General features: G+C 58.9%; 19 protein-coding genes, 1 tRNA gene and 1 pseudogene. 12 read left to right on the top strand and 9 right to left on the bottom strand.

Translation table 11 applies throughout. The features are described from left to right. Window positions 1–37: 37 nt before the first annotated feature. The gene (locus FE840_RS10475) at window positions 38–1,021 is read right to left on the bottom strand and encodes a porin (protein ID WP_138288148.1); all 984 of its coding nucleotides are present in this window, start codon (window positions 1,019–1,021) and stop codon (window positions 38–40) included. A gap of 671 nt (window positions 1,022–1,692) precedes the next feature. On the opposite strand from FE840_RS10475, the gene FE840_RS10470 reads away from it, so the two are divergent. Continuing rightward, window positions 1,693–1,783 (top strand) — tRNA-Ser (locus FE840_RS10470). A 301-nt stretch (window positions 1,784–2,084) separates the two neighbouring features. Further along, window positions 2,085–2,201, top strand: a pseudogene (locus FE840_RS21195) (porin); the annotation flags it as partial. A gap of 110 nt (window positions 2,202–2,311) precedes the next feature. Here the strand turns inward: FE840_RS21195 and FE840_RS10460 are convergent. Continuing rightward, window positions 2,312–3,538 (bottom strand): NAD(P)/FAD-dependent oxidoreductase, encoded by a 1,227-nt coding sequence (locus FE840_RS10460; RefSeq protein WP_138288149.1) that lies wholly within the window; start codon window positions 3,536–3,538, stop codon window positions 2,312–2,314. 317 nt (window positions 3,539–3,855) lie between these two features. On the opposite strand from FE840_RS10460, the gene FE840_RS10455 reads away from it, so the two are divergent. The 3 genes from FE840_RS10455 (at window position 3,856) to FE840_RS10445 (ending at window position 6,095) form a co-directional block, all read left to right on the top strand. Beyond that, a complete protein-coding gene (locus FE840_RS10455) occupies window positions 3,856–4,209 on the top strand; it encodes a hypothetical protein (protein ID WP_138288150.1) in 354 nt (117 codons plus the stop codon). 264 nt (window positions 4,210–4,473) lie between these two features. Further along, on the top strand, window positions 4,474–4,884 hold the full coding sequence (locus FE840_RS10450; protein ID WP_138288152.1) for a PilZ domain-containing protein: 411 nt from the start codon (window positions 4,474–4,476) through the stop codon (window positions 4,882–4,884). A 98-nt stretch (window positions 4,885–4,982) separates the two neighbouring features. Then, a complete protein-coding gene (locus FE840_RS10445) occupies window positions 4,983–6,095 on the top strand; it encodes a pyridoxal phosphate-dependent aminotransferase (RefSeq protein ID WP_138288153.1) in 1,113 nt (370 codons plus the stop codon). A 156-nt stretch (window positions 6,096–6,251) separates the two neighbouring features. Here the strand turns inward: FE840_RS10445 and FE840_RS10440 are convergent, their stop codons facing one another. After that, window positions 6,252–6,518, bottom strand: coding sequence for an SEL1-like repeat protein (locus FE840_RS10440; protein ID WP_138288155.1), 267 nt, complete (start codon window positions 6,516–6,518; stop codon window positions 6,252–6,254). Between the two features lie 513 nt (window positions 6,519–7,031). Between FE840_RS10440 and FE840_RS10435 the strand changes: the two genes are divergently transcribed. Then, window positions 7,032–7,367: a DUF2147 domain-containing protein gene (locus tag FE840_RS10435; RefSeq protein ID WP_138288157.1), complete on the top strand. Its 336-nt coding sequence runs from the start codon at window positions 7,032–7,034 to the stop codon at window positions 7,365–7,367. 59 nt (window positions 7,368–7,426) lie between these two features. On the opposite strand, the gene FE840_RS10430 is transcribed toward FE840_RS10435, so the two are convergent. Then, entirely contained in the window at window positions 7,427–8,809 is a 1,383-nt protein-coding gene (locus tag FE840_RS10430) for an amidase (protein ID WP_171033740.1), read from the bottom strand. Between the two features lie 190 nt (window positions 8,810–8,999). On the opposite strand from FE840_RS10430, the gene FE840_RS10425 reads away from it, so the two are divergent. From FE840_RS10425 to FE840_RS10405, 5 genes are all read left to right on the top strand, one after another. After that, on the top strand, window positions 9,000–9,173 hold the full coding sequence (locus tag FE840_RS10425; protein WP_171033741.1) for a hypothetical protein: 174 nt from the start codon (window positions 9,000–9,002) through the stop codon (window positions 9,171–9,173). 11 nt (window positions 9,174–9,184) lie between these two features. Continuing rightward, window positions 9,185–9,349 (top strand): hypothetical protein, encoded by a 165-nt coding sequence (locus tag FE840_RS10420; RefSeq protein ID WP_171033742.1) that lies wholly within the window; start codon window positions 9,185–9,187, stop codon window positions 9,347–9,349. A gap of 114 nt (window positions 9,350–9,463) precedes the next feature. Further along, a complete protein-coding gene (locus tag FE840_RS10415; protein WP_138288161.1) occupies window positions 9,464–10,966 on the top strand; it encodes an AMP nucleosidase in 1,503 nt (500 codons plus the stop codon). A gap of 157 nt (window positions 10,967–11,123) precedes the next feature. Beyond that, the gene (locus FE840_RS10410; protein WP_138288162.1) at window positions 11,124–11,411 is read left to right on the top strand and encodes a DUF2218 domain-containing protein; all 288 of its coding nucleotides are present in this window, start codon (window positions 11,124–11,126) and stop codon (window positions 11,409–11,411) included. A gap of 107 nt (window positions 11,412–11,518) precedes the next feature. Further along, complete coding sequence (locus tag FE840_RS10405; RefSeq protein ID WP_138288163.1) at window positions 11,519–12,298, top strand: SDR family NAD(P)-dependent oxidoreductase; 780 nt, start codon at window positions 11,519–11,521, stop codon at window positions 12,296–12,298. A gap of 82 nt (window positions 12,299–12,380) precedes the next feature. On the opposite strand, the gene FE840_RS10400 is transcribed toward FE840_RS10405, so the two are convergent. Beyond that, on the bottom strand, window positions 12,381–13,016 hold the full coding sequence (locus tag FE840_RS10400; protein WP_138288164.1) for a hypothetical protein: 636 nt from the start codon (window positions 13,014–13,016) through the stop codon (window positions 12,381–12,383). Window positions 13,017–13,125: 109 nt separating this feature from the next. Then, the gene (locus FE840_RS10395; protein WP_138288165.1) at window positions 13,126–14,499 is read right to left on the bottom strand and encodes an aspartate aminotransferase family protein; all 1,374 of its coding nucleotides are present in this window, start codon (window positions 14,497–14,499) and stop codon (window positions 13,126–13,128) included. 192 nt (window positions 14,500–14,691) lie between these two features. Between FE840_RS10395 and FE840_RS10390 the strand changes: the two genes are divergently transcribed. Beyond that, window positions 14,692–16,050 (top strand): glutamine synthetase family protein, encoded by a 1,359-nt coding sequence (locus FE840_RS10390; protein WP_138288166.1) that lies wholly within the window; start codon window positions 14,692–14,694, stop codon window positions 16,048–16,050. A gap of 48 nt (window positions 16,051–16,098) precedes the next feature. Here FE840_RS10390 and FE840_RS10385 read toward each other — a convergent pair whose 3' ends face one another. The 3 genes from FE840_RS10385 to FE840_RS10375 all read right to left on the bottom strand — a co-directional run bounded on the left by FE840_RS10385 (window position 16,099) and on the right by FE840_RS10375 (window position 18,298). Then, window positions 16,099–17,007 carry a diacylglycerol/lipid kinase family protein gene (locus tag FE840_RS10385; RefSeq protein ID WP_138288167.1) on the bottom strand — a complete coding sequence of 303 codons (909 nt, stop codon included), beginning with the start codon at window positions 17,005–17,007 and terminating at the stop codon, window positions 16,099–16,101. 151 nt (window positions 17,008–17,158) lie between these two features. Next, window positions 17,159–17,560, bottom strand: coding sequence for a winged helix-turn-helix transcriptional regulator (locus tag FE840_RS10380; protein ID WP_138288168.1), 402 nt, complete (start codon window positions 17,558–17,560; stop codon window positions 17,159–17,161). Between the two features lie 261 nt (window positions 17,561–17,821). Next, window positions 17,822–18,298 carry an Lrp/AsnC family transcriptional regulator gene (locus FE840_RS10375; RefSeq protein ID WP_138288169.1) on the bottom strand — a complete coding sequence of 159 codons (477 nt, stop codon included), beginning with the start codon at window positions 18,296–18,298 and terminating at the stop codon, window positions 17,822–17,824. Window positions 18,299–18,376: the final 78 nt, after the last annotated feature.

Here is an 18,376-nt window from a genome sequence, read left to right as displayed (position 1 = left end):
GAAGCCGGGCTTTCCCTTATCCGATCTGGAGATCGAATTAGAACGAACGGATCAGGCGAACGAAGCCGGTCCAGTCCTTGGAGTCAGACTTGTTGTAGTCAACAGTGGCGTCTACCTTCAGACCAGAAGCAACAGAGTACGAAGCCAGCAGACCGCCGGTTACGTAGTCGACGTTGTCGAACTGCTCAACGAAGTTAACCGAAGGGGTCAGCGTCAGCTTGTCGGTTGCCTTGAAGCCGTAAGCCGCACCAACAGTCCACTCGACCGTCGTTACGTAGTGCGACGGGTCAGAAGCCCAGCCAGCGTAGAGTTCGAAGGTGCCAGGACCGACAGCAGCCGAAACTTCACCGGCGATGAAGCCTTCGTCAGCCTTCGTGTCGTAACCGCCCCAGAGGCCGAGCTTTGCTGCACCAAGAGCAGCAGAAAGCATACCTTCTACGCCGAACGCGCCGTCAGCCTGGCGGAGTTCGTCAACGCCGATGCCAACCGTGAAGGCGTCGGTTGCGTAGGTGTAGCTTACAGCGTCAAACTTGGAGTTCGCGATGAAGGTGTCGTTTTCGCCAGCGATGCCGATGTCATCAGCAAACGTGGTGAAGAAACCAGCCTTGAAGCCACCAACGGTCAGGTAAGCCTGGTCAACGGTTACGCCCTGCGTACCGTCAGAGGTGCCCTGAAGACGAATGAAGGAACCGATCGTGCCGATTTCCGAGTCATTCTTTGCTTCGAAGTTCACGCGAGCGCGGGTCTGGAAGTCGTCAATGTTGATACCTGTGTCCACGCCAGCTGCGTTTCTACGAGGCAAATCATTGTTGTTCCAGTCATAGGCGAAACGAACTTCACCCGAGATCTTCAGGCAGGTTTCGGTGCCGGGGATGTAGAAATAGCCGGTGCCGAAGGCGTCGCAAACGCGAACGTATTCCATGGGCTCGGGCTCAGCAGCGACGATTGCGTCAGCGGCCTGTGCGCCGGAAACTACAGCGAGAGCTGCAGCGGAGCCGAGAAGAAGGCTCTTGATGTTCATTATTGACCTCCAGTCAAGTTTCGTATGGGTCTGGGTAAATTGGCTGAAGGACAGCATTCCCTGCCCCATCCCCGTCGGTTTCAGAAGACGGACGATCCACCGCCTCGCTTCCGACGTTGAAAATACAAAAGGTGAGCGGTCATGCAATCGACAAAGACCGGAATGGGATGAAAGGGCGACGGCTTCCCCGTGATCTGTTGCCCAAACGACACAAAGTCGGCATCCGGAACCGATAAAACTTTACCTTTCGTTAGGAAACGCCTGTGGTTCCGGTAGTTTAGCACGGCGAAAGGAAAACCGGCGCTTCGGGTTAACTGGAGGAAAATGCCCGTATACCGGGGTTTCCACACCTTGTTGATGATGATTCTGCCGGGGAGCTGGTGGCTTCACCAACTGCTCATGGGAACAATGTCACTTGGAAGCGCGCTTATCGAACCTTCTTGCGGGAGAGATGATTCTGGAATCGGTCTTTGCGGTTTTGCTTGGACGGGGAGGCTGGCGGCGGCCTCGCTCCATATATAGGGAGTACCGCTGAGCCCTCCGAGCTGCCGGCGGGTTTGATATCGGCGCGCGGGAAGAACGCTGTTTACCCCCAGAAATCCATCGGATTTACAGCTTCTCGACGAAAAGGCCTTGCAATCGGCGAATCTTGCACATAATCAGGCCGCACCGGAGAGGTGGCCGAGTGGTCGAAGGCGCTCCCCTGCTAAGGGAGTATACGTCAAAAGCGTATCGAGGGTTCGAATCCCTTCCTCTCCGCCACCACAGTTTCCCACAAAAGCACGCGTATTTCAGGTTCGTCAGCGCCCCACGCTGGCCGGAACATGTCCATTGCATTCGAGATTCGGCTTCCGACTGGCTGGCCTGCAAACTGCAGCCTTGGCTGATCGCTCAAAATATTGCCGTTGTGCGCGACCGAACGTCTTTTCTCCAAAAAGGGTGCTGTCGCAGCTTCTTGTCCATGCCTAATCCAGGCCGGAGTCGCTTAAGTATCTGCAAAAATGCGAAAAACTGACTAACGCCCAGTCTGCAATTGACTGGAGGTCAGCCATGAACATCAAGAGCCCTCTTCGCTGCCGGGTCCGAGCCCAGGGAATGGGTTTGCGTTTACAACGCCTTCGGCACCGATGACTTCTACATCCCCGGCACAGAAATCTGCCTCAAGATCTCGGGTGAGATTGGCGGGACGCTGCGGATCCATGAAACCGGATGCGCTGGCGGCGACGGCTGAGGCAGTGCGGTCATTCTTCCGTCCCGGCTGACCGACGAAAAGCCCAGGTCCAGGACCTGTCAGGCCAGAAGGGCCTTCAAGTCATAACCGGGATCGGCAATGAGAGCCCTGTCGGCGTTTCGACCGGTGTCGAGCAGTTTCTTCGCCGTCACATAGGCCTTGGCATCGTTGATGGCGTCAACGGCAATCAATTGCCCCTTGGCATAATACCAGATGGAAAGACTGCCGGGCCTTGCGCCCTCGCGCGAAATTGTCTCGTCATAGCCCAGATTGAAACCGGCGATCTGCAGCTTCACATCATATTGGTCAGACCAAAACCAGGGTTTTGGTTTGTAGGGCTCACTGTCGCCGGCAAGAACGGCCGCCACGGCTTCGGCCTGATCCACGGCGTTCTGAACCGATTCCAGCCGCACCTTGCTGCCCTTCCAGTCAAAGGTCGCGCAATCGCCCATGGCATAGATGTCGGGATCCGAGGTTCGGCCAAAGGCATCGACTTCGATGCCGTTCGATGTTTCGAGGCCGCAATCGGCTGCCAGCCGGTCGTTCGGCATCACGCCGATCCCGACAATGACCATGTCCACATCCAATACACGTCCATCGGAGAGTTCTGCTGCCGTGACACGACCTGCATCGCCAATAAGCCGCGTGAGCCCGGTATTCTCGGCTATCTCCACTCCTTCCGAAACATGGATCGCGCGGATGGCGTCTGCCGTTTCCGGTGATGCCACGCGCGCAAGAATGCGCGGCGCCATCTCGATCAGTATCACGGCCAGTCCAAGCTTTCTTGCAACAGCGGCCGCCTCAAGCCCGATATAGCCGCCACCAACGATCAGAAGCCGCCGACCGGTCTTCATCTCACCGGCCAGCTGGTCGGCATCCGCCTTGTCGCGAACGGTATAGACACCCGCCAGATCGCCTCCGAGCGCGTTTGGAAGGCGACGTGGCGTTGCTCCGGTCGCAAGCGCCAGCTTGTCGTAGGCTATGGTCGACCCATCGAAGAGACGCAGCTTCTTCTGGTTCCGGTCGATCGCTTCGACCGGCGTCGACAGCCGCACGTCGATATCGGCCTCTCCGTACCAATTCTGCGGGCGAAAGAGCAGGCGATCAAAGGTCATCTCGCCGAGCAGATATTTCTTGGAAAGCGGAGGACGCTGATAGGGAAGCTCCGCCTCGCTGCCGATCAGAGTGATCGGACGCATATCCTTCAGCGCCCTCAGTTTGGCAGCCAGCGCAAAACCCGCCTGCCCTGCTCCGATGATTACCAGTCTGTCCGACACCGAACGCATTCCTTGAAACGTCTTGATCCCGATCGCGCCAGCTCGTTTCGTGCCAGCACCAGTGCTGAGCAAGGCCTAGCTTTGTGGCGCAGGCGGGTCAAGTTTACAAAGACGAATGGCCCCGGTTGATCTGCCCCAGACGGCTCTGCGACATCGCCGAGTCCCACTTTTCTGATCGCGGCATGACGAAGCATCGCCCAAGTCCAACAAATCCACTGAGAGCAAGGGTTTATGCGTCGATCCGTCGAATTCTAACGATCCCGGAGAGGAAGTAGTGACGCGGATGCCCTATTACTTATCCGTGCAGTGATGGAAGGAGGATCATCATGCATCTGGAAGACCGACTCAATCCGAAGGCAACAATCCCGCCGGATCAGGTTTATCGCAAGTTTACCGTTGATCGTCCGGGTCGGATCGTGCTCGTCGGGCACCATCTCAGCACCAAAACCAGCATACGATGCCTGATCCGAAACATATCGCTCTATGGAGCGGAGCTAGAGGTCAGCCCTCACCTGCCGGTGCCGAAAAACTTCTTCCTCGAAATTCTCGGAATTCATGATGAAATCGGCAGCACGCTCGTCCGCCGCGAAGCCGAGAAGGTCACCATCGGCTTCAACATGCTGATCGACGCCGAATTTCTCCACCACGTCGTCAGGCTCTCCTTCGAGCTCGATCATTAGGGACGCGCTTGGCCGCACAGCTTGAACCGACTCACAAGACCACCCTCGCTCCACAGGAGCCGGAGCTGCTGGCGATGCGTTCATGGACCAGAGCCGCAGACACTCAATCAAAGCAGGCATCGCTACAATTTCTGCAATCAAAAATCACTTGAAGCGTTACTGCAAAGTTTCAAATCACTAAAATGCGAGCCTTTTGGTTGATGATAATGCAAAACTTGCAGCGCAAGGTGTATTTCAGAAAAGTCCAAATTAAGAGGACCTTGCATGGAGAATGCGACGCATCTGGCGGGTGTCAGTTCTGAGATGTACGAACGCAAGTGGGAGCGCTTCTACGTCCGCCGTCCCGCACGTATTATGGCGGTCAATCCTGGCCTCAGCGGCATTACCATGCGGAGCTGCGAAGTGCTGGACATCTCCCAGGGCGGCGCCGGGCTCGAAATCACGACAACCATAGGCCTCTCCAAGCATTATTACCTGCAGATCATCGGACTGGCCGACCGCATCGGCTGCGCTGAAGCCTATCGGAATGGCAACCGAGTCGGCGTGCGCTTTATCGCACCGATCCCGGAGGCCATGCTCCACCGCATCGTGCGCGCCGATTTCATGCTGGGTGACAATCTCCGCCCGCCGGTTAACCGACCAAACATTGCCTACCAGAACCGGCCCCTTCGCTAATCGTTCAAAGGCGCAAGGATAAGGCTTTTCCGCTCTTGCGCGGTTTCGGCATCTTTCTATTGTGTGGCGGCTTTCTCGCTCGACAGGTTGATGCCCGCATGTCTGGATTTTCTCGCTTTACGCCTCTCGCCAATCAATTGCCTGCCACCGTGCCCTTTGTCGGGCCGGAAGCCATCGAACGTCGCATGGGACGCGACGTCCGGGCGCGGATCGGTGCCAATGAGAGCGGTTTTGGCCCAGCCCCTTCCGTTCTTGAAACAATCTCTCGGAAAGCCAAAGAAATCTGGAGGTATAATGACCCGGAAAACCATGCGCTGAAAACGGCGCTTGGCGCGCATCTTGGTCTCACAGCCTCGAACTTCGTCATCAGCGAAGGCATTGACGACCTGCTCGGTCTGATCGTCCGGCTCGTCATCGAGCCGGGGATGCCGGTTGTCACCTCGCTGGGTGGCTATCCGACCTTCAATTTTCATGTGGCCGGTTTCGGCGGGCGTCTGGTAACGACCGCTTATCGCGAAGATCGCGAGGATTTGCAGGGACTGCTTGATGCCGTGCGTCGCGAGGATGCCCCGCTGGTCTATCTGGCCAATCCCGACAATCCCATGGGAAGCTGGTGGGATGCTCCTTCCATCGTCAGCTTTGCAAAAAGCCTGCCGGAAACGACGCTTCTCATCCTCGATGAAGCCTATAGCGAAACAGCCCCCGAGGGCTCCATCCCGGCGATCACAGCCTTCATCGACATGCCGAACGTGATCCGGACGCGAACATTTTCCAAGGCCTACGGGCTGGCCGGTGCGCGTGTCGGCTACGGTATCGGGACGCCTGGGACGGTGTCCGCCTTCGACAAGATCCGCAATCATTTCGGCATGCCGAGGCTATCGACCGAAGCCGCGCTCGCGGCGCTGAAGGATCAGGCCTACCTGTCCAAGGTCATTGCCGAAATTGCCGATGCGCGCATGCGCATTTCTGCCATTGCGCGGGCGAACGGGCTTCACCCCCTGCCATCAGCCACCAATTTCGTGGCCGTCGACACGGGACGGGACGGTGTTTACGCCCGGGCGATCGTCGATGGCTTGATGGAGCATGGCGTTTTCATCCGCATGCCGGGCGTCGCACCCCTCAATCGTTGCATCCGGATTTCCGCCGGTGTGCCTGCCGATCTCGACCTTCTGGAGCAGGCATTGCCAAAGGTCCTGAAAGCGGTCGGATAAATTGAGCCTTGAAACATAAAAAGAACCGCGCCGGCCTTGTCCCTGCCGGTCGCGGTTCGGATGTGTTGGCATTGGCCCCGTCCAAAGGTCCCCCGCCACGTTCCCCTTTCGGGTTATCGTTTTTATGCCCCTGTCGCGTCCGGACAGGTATTCAGGTCAGTGCATGGTCATCCATTCGCGGGCGGCGCGCAGCGCCTCGGCGAGTTCGACCTTGCTCATGGATTGTGCGAGATCGGCGCGCAGTTCCGCTGCGCGGTCGCAGCCCTTGATCGCGGCGATGTTGAGCCATTTGTGCGCCGAGACGAGATCGACGGGGCAACCGCGACCGGTTGCATACATCAGGCCCATGTCGCGAAAGACATCTGCGCGGGCTTCGCCACCGAGTGTGGCCATTTCGGAATTGTGCATTTCAAAGCGTGCCATTTGGTTTTGTCCCTGTCTTGCCTATCGGTTCAAATTCAGTCCCTGTCTTCGCTCCTTGCGGAGCACCTTCCAGATCCCTGCCGTCTATTCGCGGCTCTCATTTGACCCTTCCGGTTCGGCGGGTTTGCCCCTGCTCGTTTGATGGGTTCACTATGACAAAGGGCTTTCAAAAAACGCCTAAAATGCATGATTAATTTGCTGAAAACAAAGTACAAACGCTTGGTAAACTTGGTTTTTTGTTAAACATCGCAGGCCCTGAGAATTAAGGATTTTGGCCGTAATTTTACGAAGTTTTTACGAATGAAAATCAACCGATTGTTCACCACGAAAAACACTCGCAAAATGCGAATAGGGGAAAAGTCGGTCGCCAATTATCCCCAGGTCTCACCGGAAAGGGCGGATTGCTTTTACCTTTACGTGTGCGTAAGATGCAGACTGAACGCTGTCGGCAGATGCTGGAGGATCAAGCCGGAGCGGAATCATGGGTGATCATCTCGGGAGGAGATACGAGACATGCGTACGATTATCATTGCAGCCGCCCTGGCACTGTCAGCCGTCACCGCACAGGCTGCTGAACCCATTGTCGGCAACTGGAAGACGGCGAGCGGAGCGACCGCGCAGATCGCGCCTTGTAGCGGTGGCTATTGCGTGACCCTCAAGAGCGGCAAGCACAGTGGCAAGCAGATCGGCAAGATGGCCGGCTCCGGCACCAGCTACAAGGGCGAGATCACCGATCCCGAAACCGACAAGACCTATGCCGGGTCGGGTTCGGTCGAAGGCAATTCGCTGAAGATGAAGGGCTGCGTCATGGCGGTTCTGTGCAGAACCCAGACCTGGACCCGTCTCTGATCATCCAAAACAGCATCTCATGACCGGGCGTCTGCATCGCAGGCGCCCATTTCTTTGAGCTATGTCCGTGCCCGGGCAGCCGCAGCATGGCCGAGTGTGAAAAGCAGCGGCTCCCTGAACGGCATCGCCATTATGTCCATCCCCACAGGCAGACCCGCTGCCTTGCCGATCGGCACGTTGAGGGCTGGCCAGCCGAGAGCGGATGCCAGTATGCCGTTGCGCTCCGGTCTTGAGACATCGTCATGGCGGAGTGCAGCGCGGTGCTGCATGGGATAGATCAGGGCATCAAGCCGATGGTCCTGGAACATGCCAGTGACAGCCCCGTGCAACGCCTCCCGGTTCTGCCGCATCTTCAGATAGGCGGGTGCCTGCATCGGATCAGGCGTCGCCAGCGCCGTCTCGAGGAGCGCCGACATGGTCTTTTTCGGCCAGCGGCCGTCTGCGACATAGGCCTCGAAGCTCTTGATAGGCTTTCTATCCCCCAGCCGTTCCAGCCAATCATCGAATGCCTGGTGCAGTTCAAAAGGATGCAGAGCGAGATCGTCATAGAGCCGCTTGCTGTCAAAGCGCGGATCGTCCGGTTCAACGATTTCGATGCCCTGGTCCAGCAAATGCCCGAGTGCCGCAGCAATCGCCTGATTGACACCTTCATGTTCGGGCTCGCTGCCGAAGAGCCCCTTGGCCACTGCAATCCTGAAACCGGCAACAGGCTGCCCTATCGCTGATGACAGAGCATCTTTCGACCATGGCAGATCGCCATTGATCGTCCCGCTATCGGCATGGCAACCCACCAGCACCTCGGTGACGCGCGCCAGATCCGGCAGCGTCGCGGCCAGAGGGCCGACGACATCCATGGTCGGCGAAACGGGAATCACGCCCGAAGTGGGAACGAGACCGAGTGTCGGCCTGAGCCCAAAGACGCCGCAGACATTTGCAGGATTGCGGATCGAATTGACCGTCTCTGTTCCAAGCGCCACCCGACACGCGCCGACTGCAACAGCAACTGACGAGCCGCCGGAAGAGCCCGCCGGGAAACGCTCCGGATCAAGCGGATGAAGCGTCTGCCCACCCAGCGAACTCAGGGTCCGCCCGGAGCCTGCAAGTTCATCGAGATTGGTCTTCCCGATGATGATTGCCCCGGCCCGCTTCAGGCGTGCGACACATTCGGCATCGTGATCCGGCACATAGCCTGACAAGGCCAAGGCCCCGCCTGTCGTTGGCAGACCTTTCGTGTCGATATTGTCCTTGACCGCCACGGTCCAGCCATGGAGCGGCAATTCCTCGCCTTGCTCTTTCCTTTGATCAAGGATCTCTGCGTCAGCCACCGCATCCGCGTTGACGCGAATAAATGCGTTCACATCCGATCGTGCATTCGCCCCGGCCAGAGAGGCGGCAACAGTTCCTGCGGCAGACGAAGTCCCGTTCCAGTCGTAATCATCCATGCCGTCGTCCCCGCATTCGTCACCTGCACCAACATTCAAGGCGCACCCTAACAGAGCGCTGTGGAACAGAAAGTACAGGCCGCCTTCCATACCGTTAACCCATATGAAGCCCAGATGAACCGGCGTCTCAGGATTGGTTCAGTCGCCTTCCCTCATAAAGGCAACAACAAGGCTGAAGGGGGACAGGAACATGGCTTACAAGGTCGCCAGACGCATGATGATCATCACGTTGATCATGACGGTCTTTGCCCTGCTCTTTGCCCAGCTGGTGACCCATGGCGACAACAGACGCCCTCGCCTTCAGGCCGGGCTCGCCGTCGATTGTACCGGGCCACTTTTCGCAGCCTGCATGACAAGCCGTTGAGGACCAGAATCATGACCGCAATTCTTGCAAGCTTCGCGAAACTGACCGTCATCGCCGGCCTGATGCTCGGCCCTCTTGTTGCCGTCGGCATGAGCAAGACGGATTCACTCGGCATCGAAAAGCGCGGTGCGGGTCTCGTGCTCTTCGTATCGCTGCAGCGCAATTCCATGAGCTGATCGGTGTCGCGCAAAGAGCAAGCAGTCGACGGATCCGATTGTGCTGATCAAAATTTGTGTTCAACCGTGTGAAGACGTCGTTTGCTTGTCAAGCTTGGTCTCCTATAATGCCTCATGAACACACGAATCCTCAATCCGTCACCCCTCAGTTTCATCAGCCCGGAGCCGTATCAGCCTCAGGCCTTCAGCGATGCGGCAGCCGCCGTCGACGCGCTGACCGCGCTTTACGAGCGCAATACCGGTTTTCTCAACAACGCCTTCCAGTCCCTTGCCCATGGCGCGGCGATTGAGGGACGTTACCGCGCCTATTACCCGCAGGTCGGAATCGAGACGACCAGCTTTGGCCATATCGACAGCCGTCTGTCCTATGGCCACGTCACCTCGCCCGGCCTCTACACGACGACCGTTACGCGCCCTGCCCTGTTTCGCCATTACCTGAAGGAACAGCTGGCACTCCTGATGCGCAATCATCAGGTGCCGGTGGTGGTTTCGGAATCGACAACGCCCATTCCGCTGCATTTCGCCTTTGGCGAAGGCGCCCATGTTGAAGCCTCTGCAGGCGGGCTCGCGGACATGCAGCTGCGTGACATCTTCGATACGCCGGATCTTTCGGTCACCGATGACGAGATCGCCAATGGCGAATATGAGCCGCAGCCGGGAGAGCCGCATCCGCTGGCACCCTTCACCGCGCAGCGCATCGACTATTCGCTGGCGCGGCTTTCCCACTACACGGCAACCAGCGCCAGCCATTTCCAGAATTTCGTTCTGTTCACGAACTACCAGTTCTATATCGACGAATTCTGCGCCTATGCCCGCAAGCTGATGGCTGATGGCGGCGGCGGATACACGTCCTTCGTTGAACCCGGCAATATCGTCACCCCAGCCGGTCATGGCGAACCGACTGAAGGTGTCGCGCTTGGGCGCCTGCCGCAAATGCCCGCCTATCACCTGAAGAAGAAAGGCCATGCCGGCATTACCATGGTCAATATCGGCGTCGGCCCCTCGAACGCCAAGACGATCACCGACCATATTGCGGTTCTGCGGCCGCATGCCTGGTTGATGCTTGGCCATTGCGCGGGCTTGCGCAACAGCCAGCGGCTTGGCGATTATGTGCTTGCCCATGCCTATGTGCGCGAGGACCATGTTCTGGACGACGACTTGCCGGTCTGGGTGCCAATCCCGGCGCTGGCCGAGGTTCAACTCGCGCTGGAGGATGCCGTCGAGGAAATCACCGGCTATGAAGGTTTCGAGCTGAAGCGGATCATGCGCACCGGCACGGTGGCCACCATTGACAATCGGAACTGGGAACTGCGCGACCAGCGGGGACCGGTCAAGCGGTTGTCGCAGTCGCGTGCCATTGCGCTCGACATGGAATCGGCCACCATTGCGGCCAACGGCTTCCGCTTCCGCGTGCCCTATGGCACCCTGCTCTGCGTTTCCGACAAGCCGCTGCATGGCGAGTTGAAGCTACCGGGCATGGCGACGGCCTTCTACAAGACCCAGGTCAGCCAGCATCTGCAGATCGGCATTCGTGCCATGGAAAAGCTCGGCGCCATGCCGCCGGAAAAGCTGCATTCCAGAAAACTGAGAAGCTTCTACGAGACGGCGTTCCAGTAGGGCGCTCAGGCGCCCCCCTTTGATCGCGACAGGGATGCACAGGCCATGAACGCTCTATCGCGATCATGGAACTGGCGGACATTTTTCTGGAGAATCATAGTCCTGTTCAATCGGGCGACGTTTCACCCGTAAATCTTGTCGATCAGAGGATTTTGAAATGACGATTGCCACCGCCACGATCCCAACCGAAAACGGCTGGAAATACGTGCAACAGCTCTGCAAGCACTGGTCGCACAAGCTGCAGGTTGACCTGTCAGAGAACAAGGGCGTCGTCACTTTCCCGGAAGCCGTGGCGACAATGACCTCCGACGAGACCGGAATCACGGTTGTCATCGAGGCAGAGCAGGCGGATGTTCTGGATCGCATGAAGGGCGTGGTGGCCAATCACCTCGATCGCTTTGCCTTCCGCGAAGCGCCGCTGCCCTTCGACTGGAAGGACGCTTGAGAGCCGTTGGTTCTTTCCGCTACGGCATTTGAGATTTGGCGAACAATCACTTGAAATCCCTTGTTGTTCGGCGTCTATAGTGCCTCCTCAAACGAGGAGGCATAGGCATGACGAACAGCTTGTTCATTCCCGATCTCGCCGGAAAGGCCGTTCTGATCACCGGCGCGTCGAGTGGCATCGGCGAGGCGCTGGCCCGGGCCTTTGCCGCCCAGGGCGCCCTGGTCGGCCTGCATTACAATTCGAATTCCGAGGCCGCGCATGCGATCGCTGGGGATATCGAGGCCGCTGGCGGCAGTGTCGTGCTGGTGAAGGGCGATGCGGCCTCATCTGCGGCCATGGCGGAGGCCGTGGCGCATGTCGCCAAGACCTTCGGTCGGCTCGACGGCGTCATCAACAATGCCGGCAGCATGATCGCGCGCGTTCTCTATGAAGAGATGACCGATGCCCATTACAACAAGGTGATGGACGTCAATGCGCGCTCGGTGCTTTCAGCCAGCCAGGCGGCGGTCGCGCATATGAAGCTGCAGGGTGGCGGCTTCATCATCAACACGACCTCGGTCGCCGCACGCACGGGCGGCACGGCAGGCTCAGGCGTCTACGGCTCGTCGAAAGCCTTTGTCGGCGCGGTGACCAAGGGCATGGCGCTGGAATTCGGCAAATACAATATCCGCGTCAATGCGGTGGCGCCCGGCGTCATCACCACCGCCTTCCAGGACAAATACGCCCTGCCCGGCCAGCTCGACCAGGTGGCCGGCAGCGTGCCCTTGAAGCGTACCGGCACACCGCAAGACTGTGTCGGCGCCTATCTCTTCCTCGCCTCGCCGATGCTGTCCGGTTACATCACGGGACAGACGATCGACGTGAATGGCGGGCAGTTCATGCCGTGAGAAAAGGCATCCTCAAAGCTCACTGTGAAGGCCGCTCCCAGATATCCGGGAACGGCACTTTAGCTTCGAAGGGCAACTCCAATCAGTTTCCGGCCAGACAGCGTACCGAGACCGGATAAGAAAGGGAGGCACGCTCAGTTGTCGCGTCCTTAAGGCCCCATTTGCCACTCTGAGCCTTGTTCTTCTTCACCGCCACAGCTTGCAGCTGGAAGAAGACATTCGCCTTGGTCGTCCAGGTGGTGGACAAGACTTCAGCCTTGGACACACCGTTCTTGATCTTTGCGGCCATCAGTTCGTTGCAGAGCTTGATGGGGTCTTTACCTTGCCAAGTGAGTTTGGACAGCTTCAACTGAGGGTCAATCGAGAGACCAATAGTGCGGGCATCGGTCCCCCCGAAGTTGCGCCCCGCCATCTTAACGTCCCACTTGTTTGGATGTGAACCCTCGAAATACTGGACGCCATTGTAGGAGCCAACGATACCAGCGATGATTCGTTCGCCGGACGTTGCCCGCGCATTCAACCGAAGACCGAAACGGTAATTCGAAGTCTTGATGGCGGTGTACTTTCCACCCGTTGCTGTGACATCAACGGTCTGAACATCGATCCCGTCCTTGGCGATGCTCACGGATTCGATCCAATCCTTGGCTTCAGCGACGAATGGCAAAGCTGTTGCCAAGACAAATGCAGTGACTGCCGATGCTTTCAATGTGCGTTTCATAGTTCTTTCCCCTCCAGTAATGATGTCTCAATACTGAGGCAGAGGGATTGAACCGGTCGTGAACCACAGGTTCATCTTGTGGTCATGTCAGTCCTCAGTCCCCGTCCCCTCACCCCTCCCCGCGATTGTCCTTCAGCCAGTCCAGACCATTGCGCAGCGTATCGACCGCCTGGTCGATCTGAGCACGCGAGATGATCAGCGGCGGGGAAAACAGCATGCGGTCGCCGGTGGCGCGCAGCACGACGCCGGCATTGACACACTGGTTGCGCACGGCAGTTCCGGTATCATCCGGCTTCTTGAAGCGACGACGTGTGGCCTTGTCGGCGGCGATCTGGACGGCGCCCATCAGGCCGACGCTGACGGCTTCGCCGACGAGCTCGTGGTCGGTGAGCGAGGCCAGTGCCTGAGCGAGATAGGGCCCGGTGTCGTCGCGGACGCGCTCGACCAGGCCTTCTTCCTCAATGATGCGGATATTCTCAAGGGCTGCGGCAGCGGCCACCGGGTGACCGGAATAGGTGTAGCCGTGGTAGAAGTCACCGAGTTCGTTGACCATGACTTCGGCCACGCGGTCAGAGACCAGCACGCCGCCGATCGGCAGGTAGCCGGATGACAGGCCCTTGGCGATCGGCGCGAGGTCCGGCTCGAAATCGTAATGCTGGTGGCCGAACCAGGAACCCAGGCGACCGAAGCCGGAGATGACTTCGTCGGCCACGAGCAGGATCTGGTATTTCGCGCAGATGCGCTTGATTTCCGCCCAATAGGTCGAGGGCGGCACGATGACCCCGCCGGCCCCCTGGATCGGCTCGGCGACGAAGGCCGCGACATTCTCTTCGCCGAGTTCGAGGATCTTCTCTTCCAGCTCGCGGGCGACCTTCAGGCCGAAATCCTCGGGCGAGAGATCGCCACCCTCGGCATACCAATAGGGCTGGTTGATGTGGTGGATGCCTTCGATCGGCAGATTGCCCTGCTCATGCATCCACTTCATGCCGCCGAGCGAGGCGCCAGCGACCGTCGAGCCGTGGTAGGCGTTCTTGCGGGCGATCACCTGCGTCTTGGTTTCGTGGCCGAGCGCCTTCCAGTAGACGCGCGCCATGCGGAACCAGGTGTCGGAGGCTTCCGAACCGGAATTGGAGAAGAAGACCCGGTTGATCTTCGGGCCGGTCTTTTCGGCGATCTTCTGGGCGAGCAGGGTGGTCGGCGGCGTCGTGGTGCCGAAGAAGGTGTTGTAATAGGGCAGTTCCAGCATCTGGGCATGCACGACATCGGCAATCGACTTGCGGCCATAACCGACATTGACGCACCAGAGGCCGGCAAAGGCGTCGAGATACTGCTTGCCGGTCGCGTCCCAGATGTGCACGCCCTCCGCACGGGTGATGATCTTGGTGCCGGCGGCGTTCAGCTTCTTCATGTCCGAGAAGGGATGAAGATGGTGGGCAGCGTCGATGGCACCGAGATTGGAGACGGCGGTAAGCGGCTTGTTCATGGGTCGGATCCTCGGTCGGGGCGGAAGCTCTTGCTTTCACGGCCAAACAAGGCCCGTGCGGCAACCCTGCCCCGCATTGAAAGGCGGAACATTATCGGCTACGAACATGACCTTCCAAAACGCGTTTGGCAAGGCACCGATTGCCGCGTTCCTCCGGCCAAATCCGCCCAGAAAGCCAACGAGAGTTTTCCCATGACAGCACCGACCGAGGCCGCCGATCAAACCGCAGCCGACCCTTCCGCGCGCATCGAACTGCTGCTCGTCGGCATGAATGGCGACCTCAGGGGCAAGATGATCCCGCTCAAAGCCGAGGACAAGGTCTGGAAGAACACTGTGCGCCTGCCGGCCTCGACCCAATCGCTCGACATCTGGGGCGACGACAATGACGACATCACCAAGATCTCGCTGACGCTCGGCGATCCCGACGGCATCTGCGTGCCCAGCAAGAATTCGCTGACCACCCTGCCCTGGGGGCCTGCCGGTTCCAAGCAGGTGCTCGCCACCATGCACACGCTGACTGGCGACCCGCATTATGTCTGCCCACGCGCCATTCTCGCCAGTGTGATGAAGCGTTTCGAGGAGAAGGGCCTGACCCCCGTCGTGGCCACCGAGCTCGAATTCTATGTCATAGAGCCGGATTTCCGCGAAACCGGAGCGCCGATGCCGCCGAAGGCGCTTGTCATGAACGGCGAGGTCGAGGGCTACCAGCTCTATGACATGCGCGCGACGGCTGCGATGGAAGACTTCCTCGAGACCGTGCGCGAATACTGCGACCACATGGGCCTGCCGGCCGATGCGACGACAGCCGAATTCGGCCCGGGCCAGTTCGAGGTCAACCTCCTGCACAAGCCGGATGCCATGGCCGCCGCCGATGACTGCATCTACCTGAAGCGCGTCGTCGATTTCGCCGCCCGCCGGCATGGGCTCAAAGCCACCTGCATGGCCAAGCCCTATGGCGATCACGCCGGCTCCGGCCTGCATGTGCATGCCTCGATCATCGACAGGCAAGGCCGGAACATCCTCGACGCCAAGGGCGGCGATCCGGTGAAGCTGAAATCGATCACGGCCGGCATGCTGAAATCGATGCAAGATGCGCAGCTGATCTTCGCGCCCTTTGCCAATTCCTATCGCCGCTTCCAGCCGGGCTCCTTTGCGCCCGACAAGATCGACTGGGGTTTCGGCAATCGCGGCACGGCGATCCGCATTCCCGACAGCCAAGGCCCCGCCGCCCGCATCGAACATCGTGTGGCCGGAGCGGACGCCAATCCGCATCTGCTGCTCGCCGCCATCCTCGGCGGCATCCTGCTTGGCTTGGAAGAAGACCTCGATCCGGGTCCGGTCACCACGCCTGATAGTGCGCCCGAAAACGCTAATATGCTGACCTATGACTTCCTGACCGCCGTCGAGCGCTTCCGCGCCTCCGCCTTCATCAAGGATGTTTTCGGCGCGGAGTATCAGCGGATCTATGGCGACACCAAGCGCAAGGAAGCCATGGCCTATCTTCGCACCGTCTCGAGCTTCGATTACCAGACCTATCTGCCGCGCATCTGAGGCTGTCTTGCATTGATCGCCGTGCGGTCTTCGAGGCCGTCTCCGGTGTCAGGATGCTGTTGGCACCAAGACCTGCAATTCGCCGGCATGCATCTTGATCTCGACGTCGGGCGGCATGCGCAGCAATTCGCCATCGAGAACACAGGCAGCACCTTTCCGGTAGTTGGGAAAATGCAGGCGCACCATCTTGGCCGTTGACGCCTTCACCGCCTCGTTCTCCTTGAAACGACCGCGCATGATGTCGAATGCGAGCGCGCCGACGCCGGTCGGTTCCAGTGGATCGGCAAGATAGACGCCCAAGTGCCCCGTATCGACCCTGTCGGCGAAGAAGAGGGAATTGTTGCCGATCGGATTGTTGGAGACGGAAATCGCCGAAACGGGGCGTTCATCGCTTCGCCCGTCGCCGTCCATGTCGAAGATCACATCAAAGCGCGGCGGATCGAGCATGACGCCGAAGGCAGCGCTTGTGCTTGCGCGGATCTTGCCAATGCGGGAGGCAAAATTCATAGCATTGCGCATCCGCACCATCCGGGCATGAAGACCGGCGGCAAACTGGTGAACAAAGGGGCGACCATTGGCGGTGGCAATATCAACGGGACGAACCTGCCCGTCCGCCAGCACGTCAAGCACAGCCCAGATGTCGAGCGGCAGCTTCAGCGATCTTGCGAAGAGGTTCATGGTGCCGGCGGGAATGATGCCGAGCGGCGTTCCGGTCTTCCAGCTCATGCCGGCAGCCGCCGAGATCGTGCCATCTCCGCCGCCAGCCAGGATCACATCGGCCTGATGCTCGTCCATGGCACGCTCCAACGTTTCCATGATGGACGGACCGTCGACCACGGAACAAGTCAGCTCATGCCCGCGCTTGGCGAACACGCGAACGGCATGGTCGCAATAGGCAGCCATGTCGGTCGTCTTGAATGTGCCGCCATCGCGATTGAGAATCGCCTTGATCTTCATCGGGTCCTTTCGCGGCTCATCACCGAGCCAAGCCCGGAACGTGCCGCAATGCGAAAAGTTTCAGCCTGCGGCACACATCATGATGAATCGGGCGAAATTCAAGACCTCGAAGCGGATAGCCCGGGATTGAAGCTGGAAATCGCTCTCAGCGTCAGGCCGCCGTCCGTTGGCGGGCCGAGGTACCGAGGGAGAGGTCCGCCGGAGCGACCGGGTCTATGTCGCCGCAGTCCAGATGCTCCTGACCCCAGCGACCAATGGCGGCGATCACCGGCTCCATGCTTTCGCCGAGCGGGGTCAGCGAATATTCAACACGCGGCGGCACGACCGGATAGACGGTTCGGGCGACGAGACCGGCCTCTTCCAGTTCCTTCAACTGCTTTGACAGCTGCCGATGCGTCACTGTGGGAAGGCGCCGCACCAGTTCATTGAAACGAAGCGTGCCTTCCTTCATCAGATTGTGGAGGATCAGTCCTTTCCATCGGCCATCAAGGAGTTGCAACGTAGCTTCAATCGGGCAAGCGCTTGCAAGAGATGCGATGTGTTCACGGGACATGATCGATCCTTCTATTTCATAGTTCCAGTTCCCGACAGTCGCCCGTCGGCAAGGGTTGCAAAGGATATAGGCTGCCTCTGATCCCTCTGCCACTTTTCTGGAGCTGTCGGTCGTCGACACAGCGTCAACAAAAAACGAGACGGCCTGGCTCCAGGAAGAGTTTCATCAGCGCGAGAATTGGGGCGAGATCAAGAAAGCGCCACGGCTCTCGCGACGACGTGATGGCGCGTGTTGACACCGGCATCGGCTTCCGGACAACAGTTAGCGGCGGGTAGTGGGTAGCTGCAGCGGGCCGCCGGTCTTGATGTTTCGGATGGCAAAATTCGACCGGATGTCCGTGACCTGCGGCAGAACAAGCAGTCGTTCGGTCAAAAGCCGCTCATAGGCAGCGAGATTCTCAACGACAATTTCCGCGAGAAAGTCGTAGTCACCGGAGATCATGTAGCAGGAAACGATCTCGGGGATTTTGAGCAGGGACTGCTGAAACTCCTGCGCATTGTCAAAGCTGTGGCGACTGACCTTGAACGCCACGAAAATCGTCATTTCGAGGCCCACCGCTTGCCGGTCGAGATCTGCCCGGTAGCCTTTGATGATACCCTCCTCTTCAAGCGCTCTGATCCGGCGCAGGCAGGGAGACTGGGAGAGATTGACCGTTTCGGCGATCTCCACATTCGTGGCCCGCGCATTGACCTGCAAAGCGTTGAGGATAGCCCGGTCGAAATGATCCAGTTTTGGCATAAACCACCTCCCTCAGACGTCATTGCGCATTATTTTGCCAATCCTTACGAGTTGGAGGCAGAAATGGCAAGGATTTGC

The sequence above is a fragment of the Peteryoungia desertarenae genome (assembly GCF_005860795.2).
Lineage (GTDB): Bacteria > Pseudomonadota > Alphaproteobacteria > Rhizobiales > Rhizobiaceae > Allorhizobium > Allorhizobium desertarenae.
This window is presented reverse-complemented; position numbering and strand designations above follow the sequence as displayed.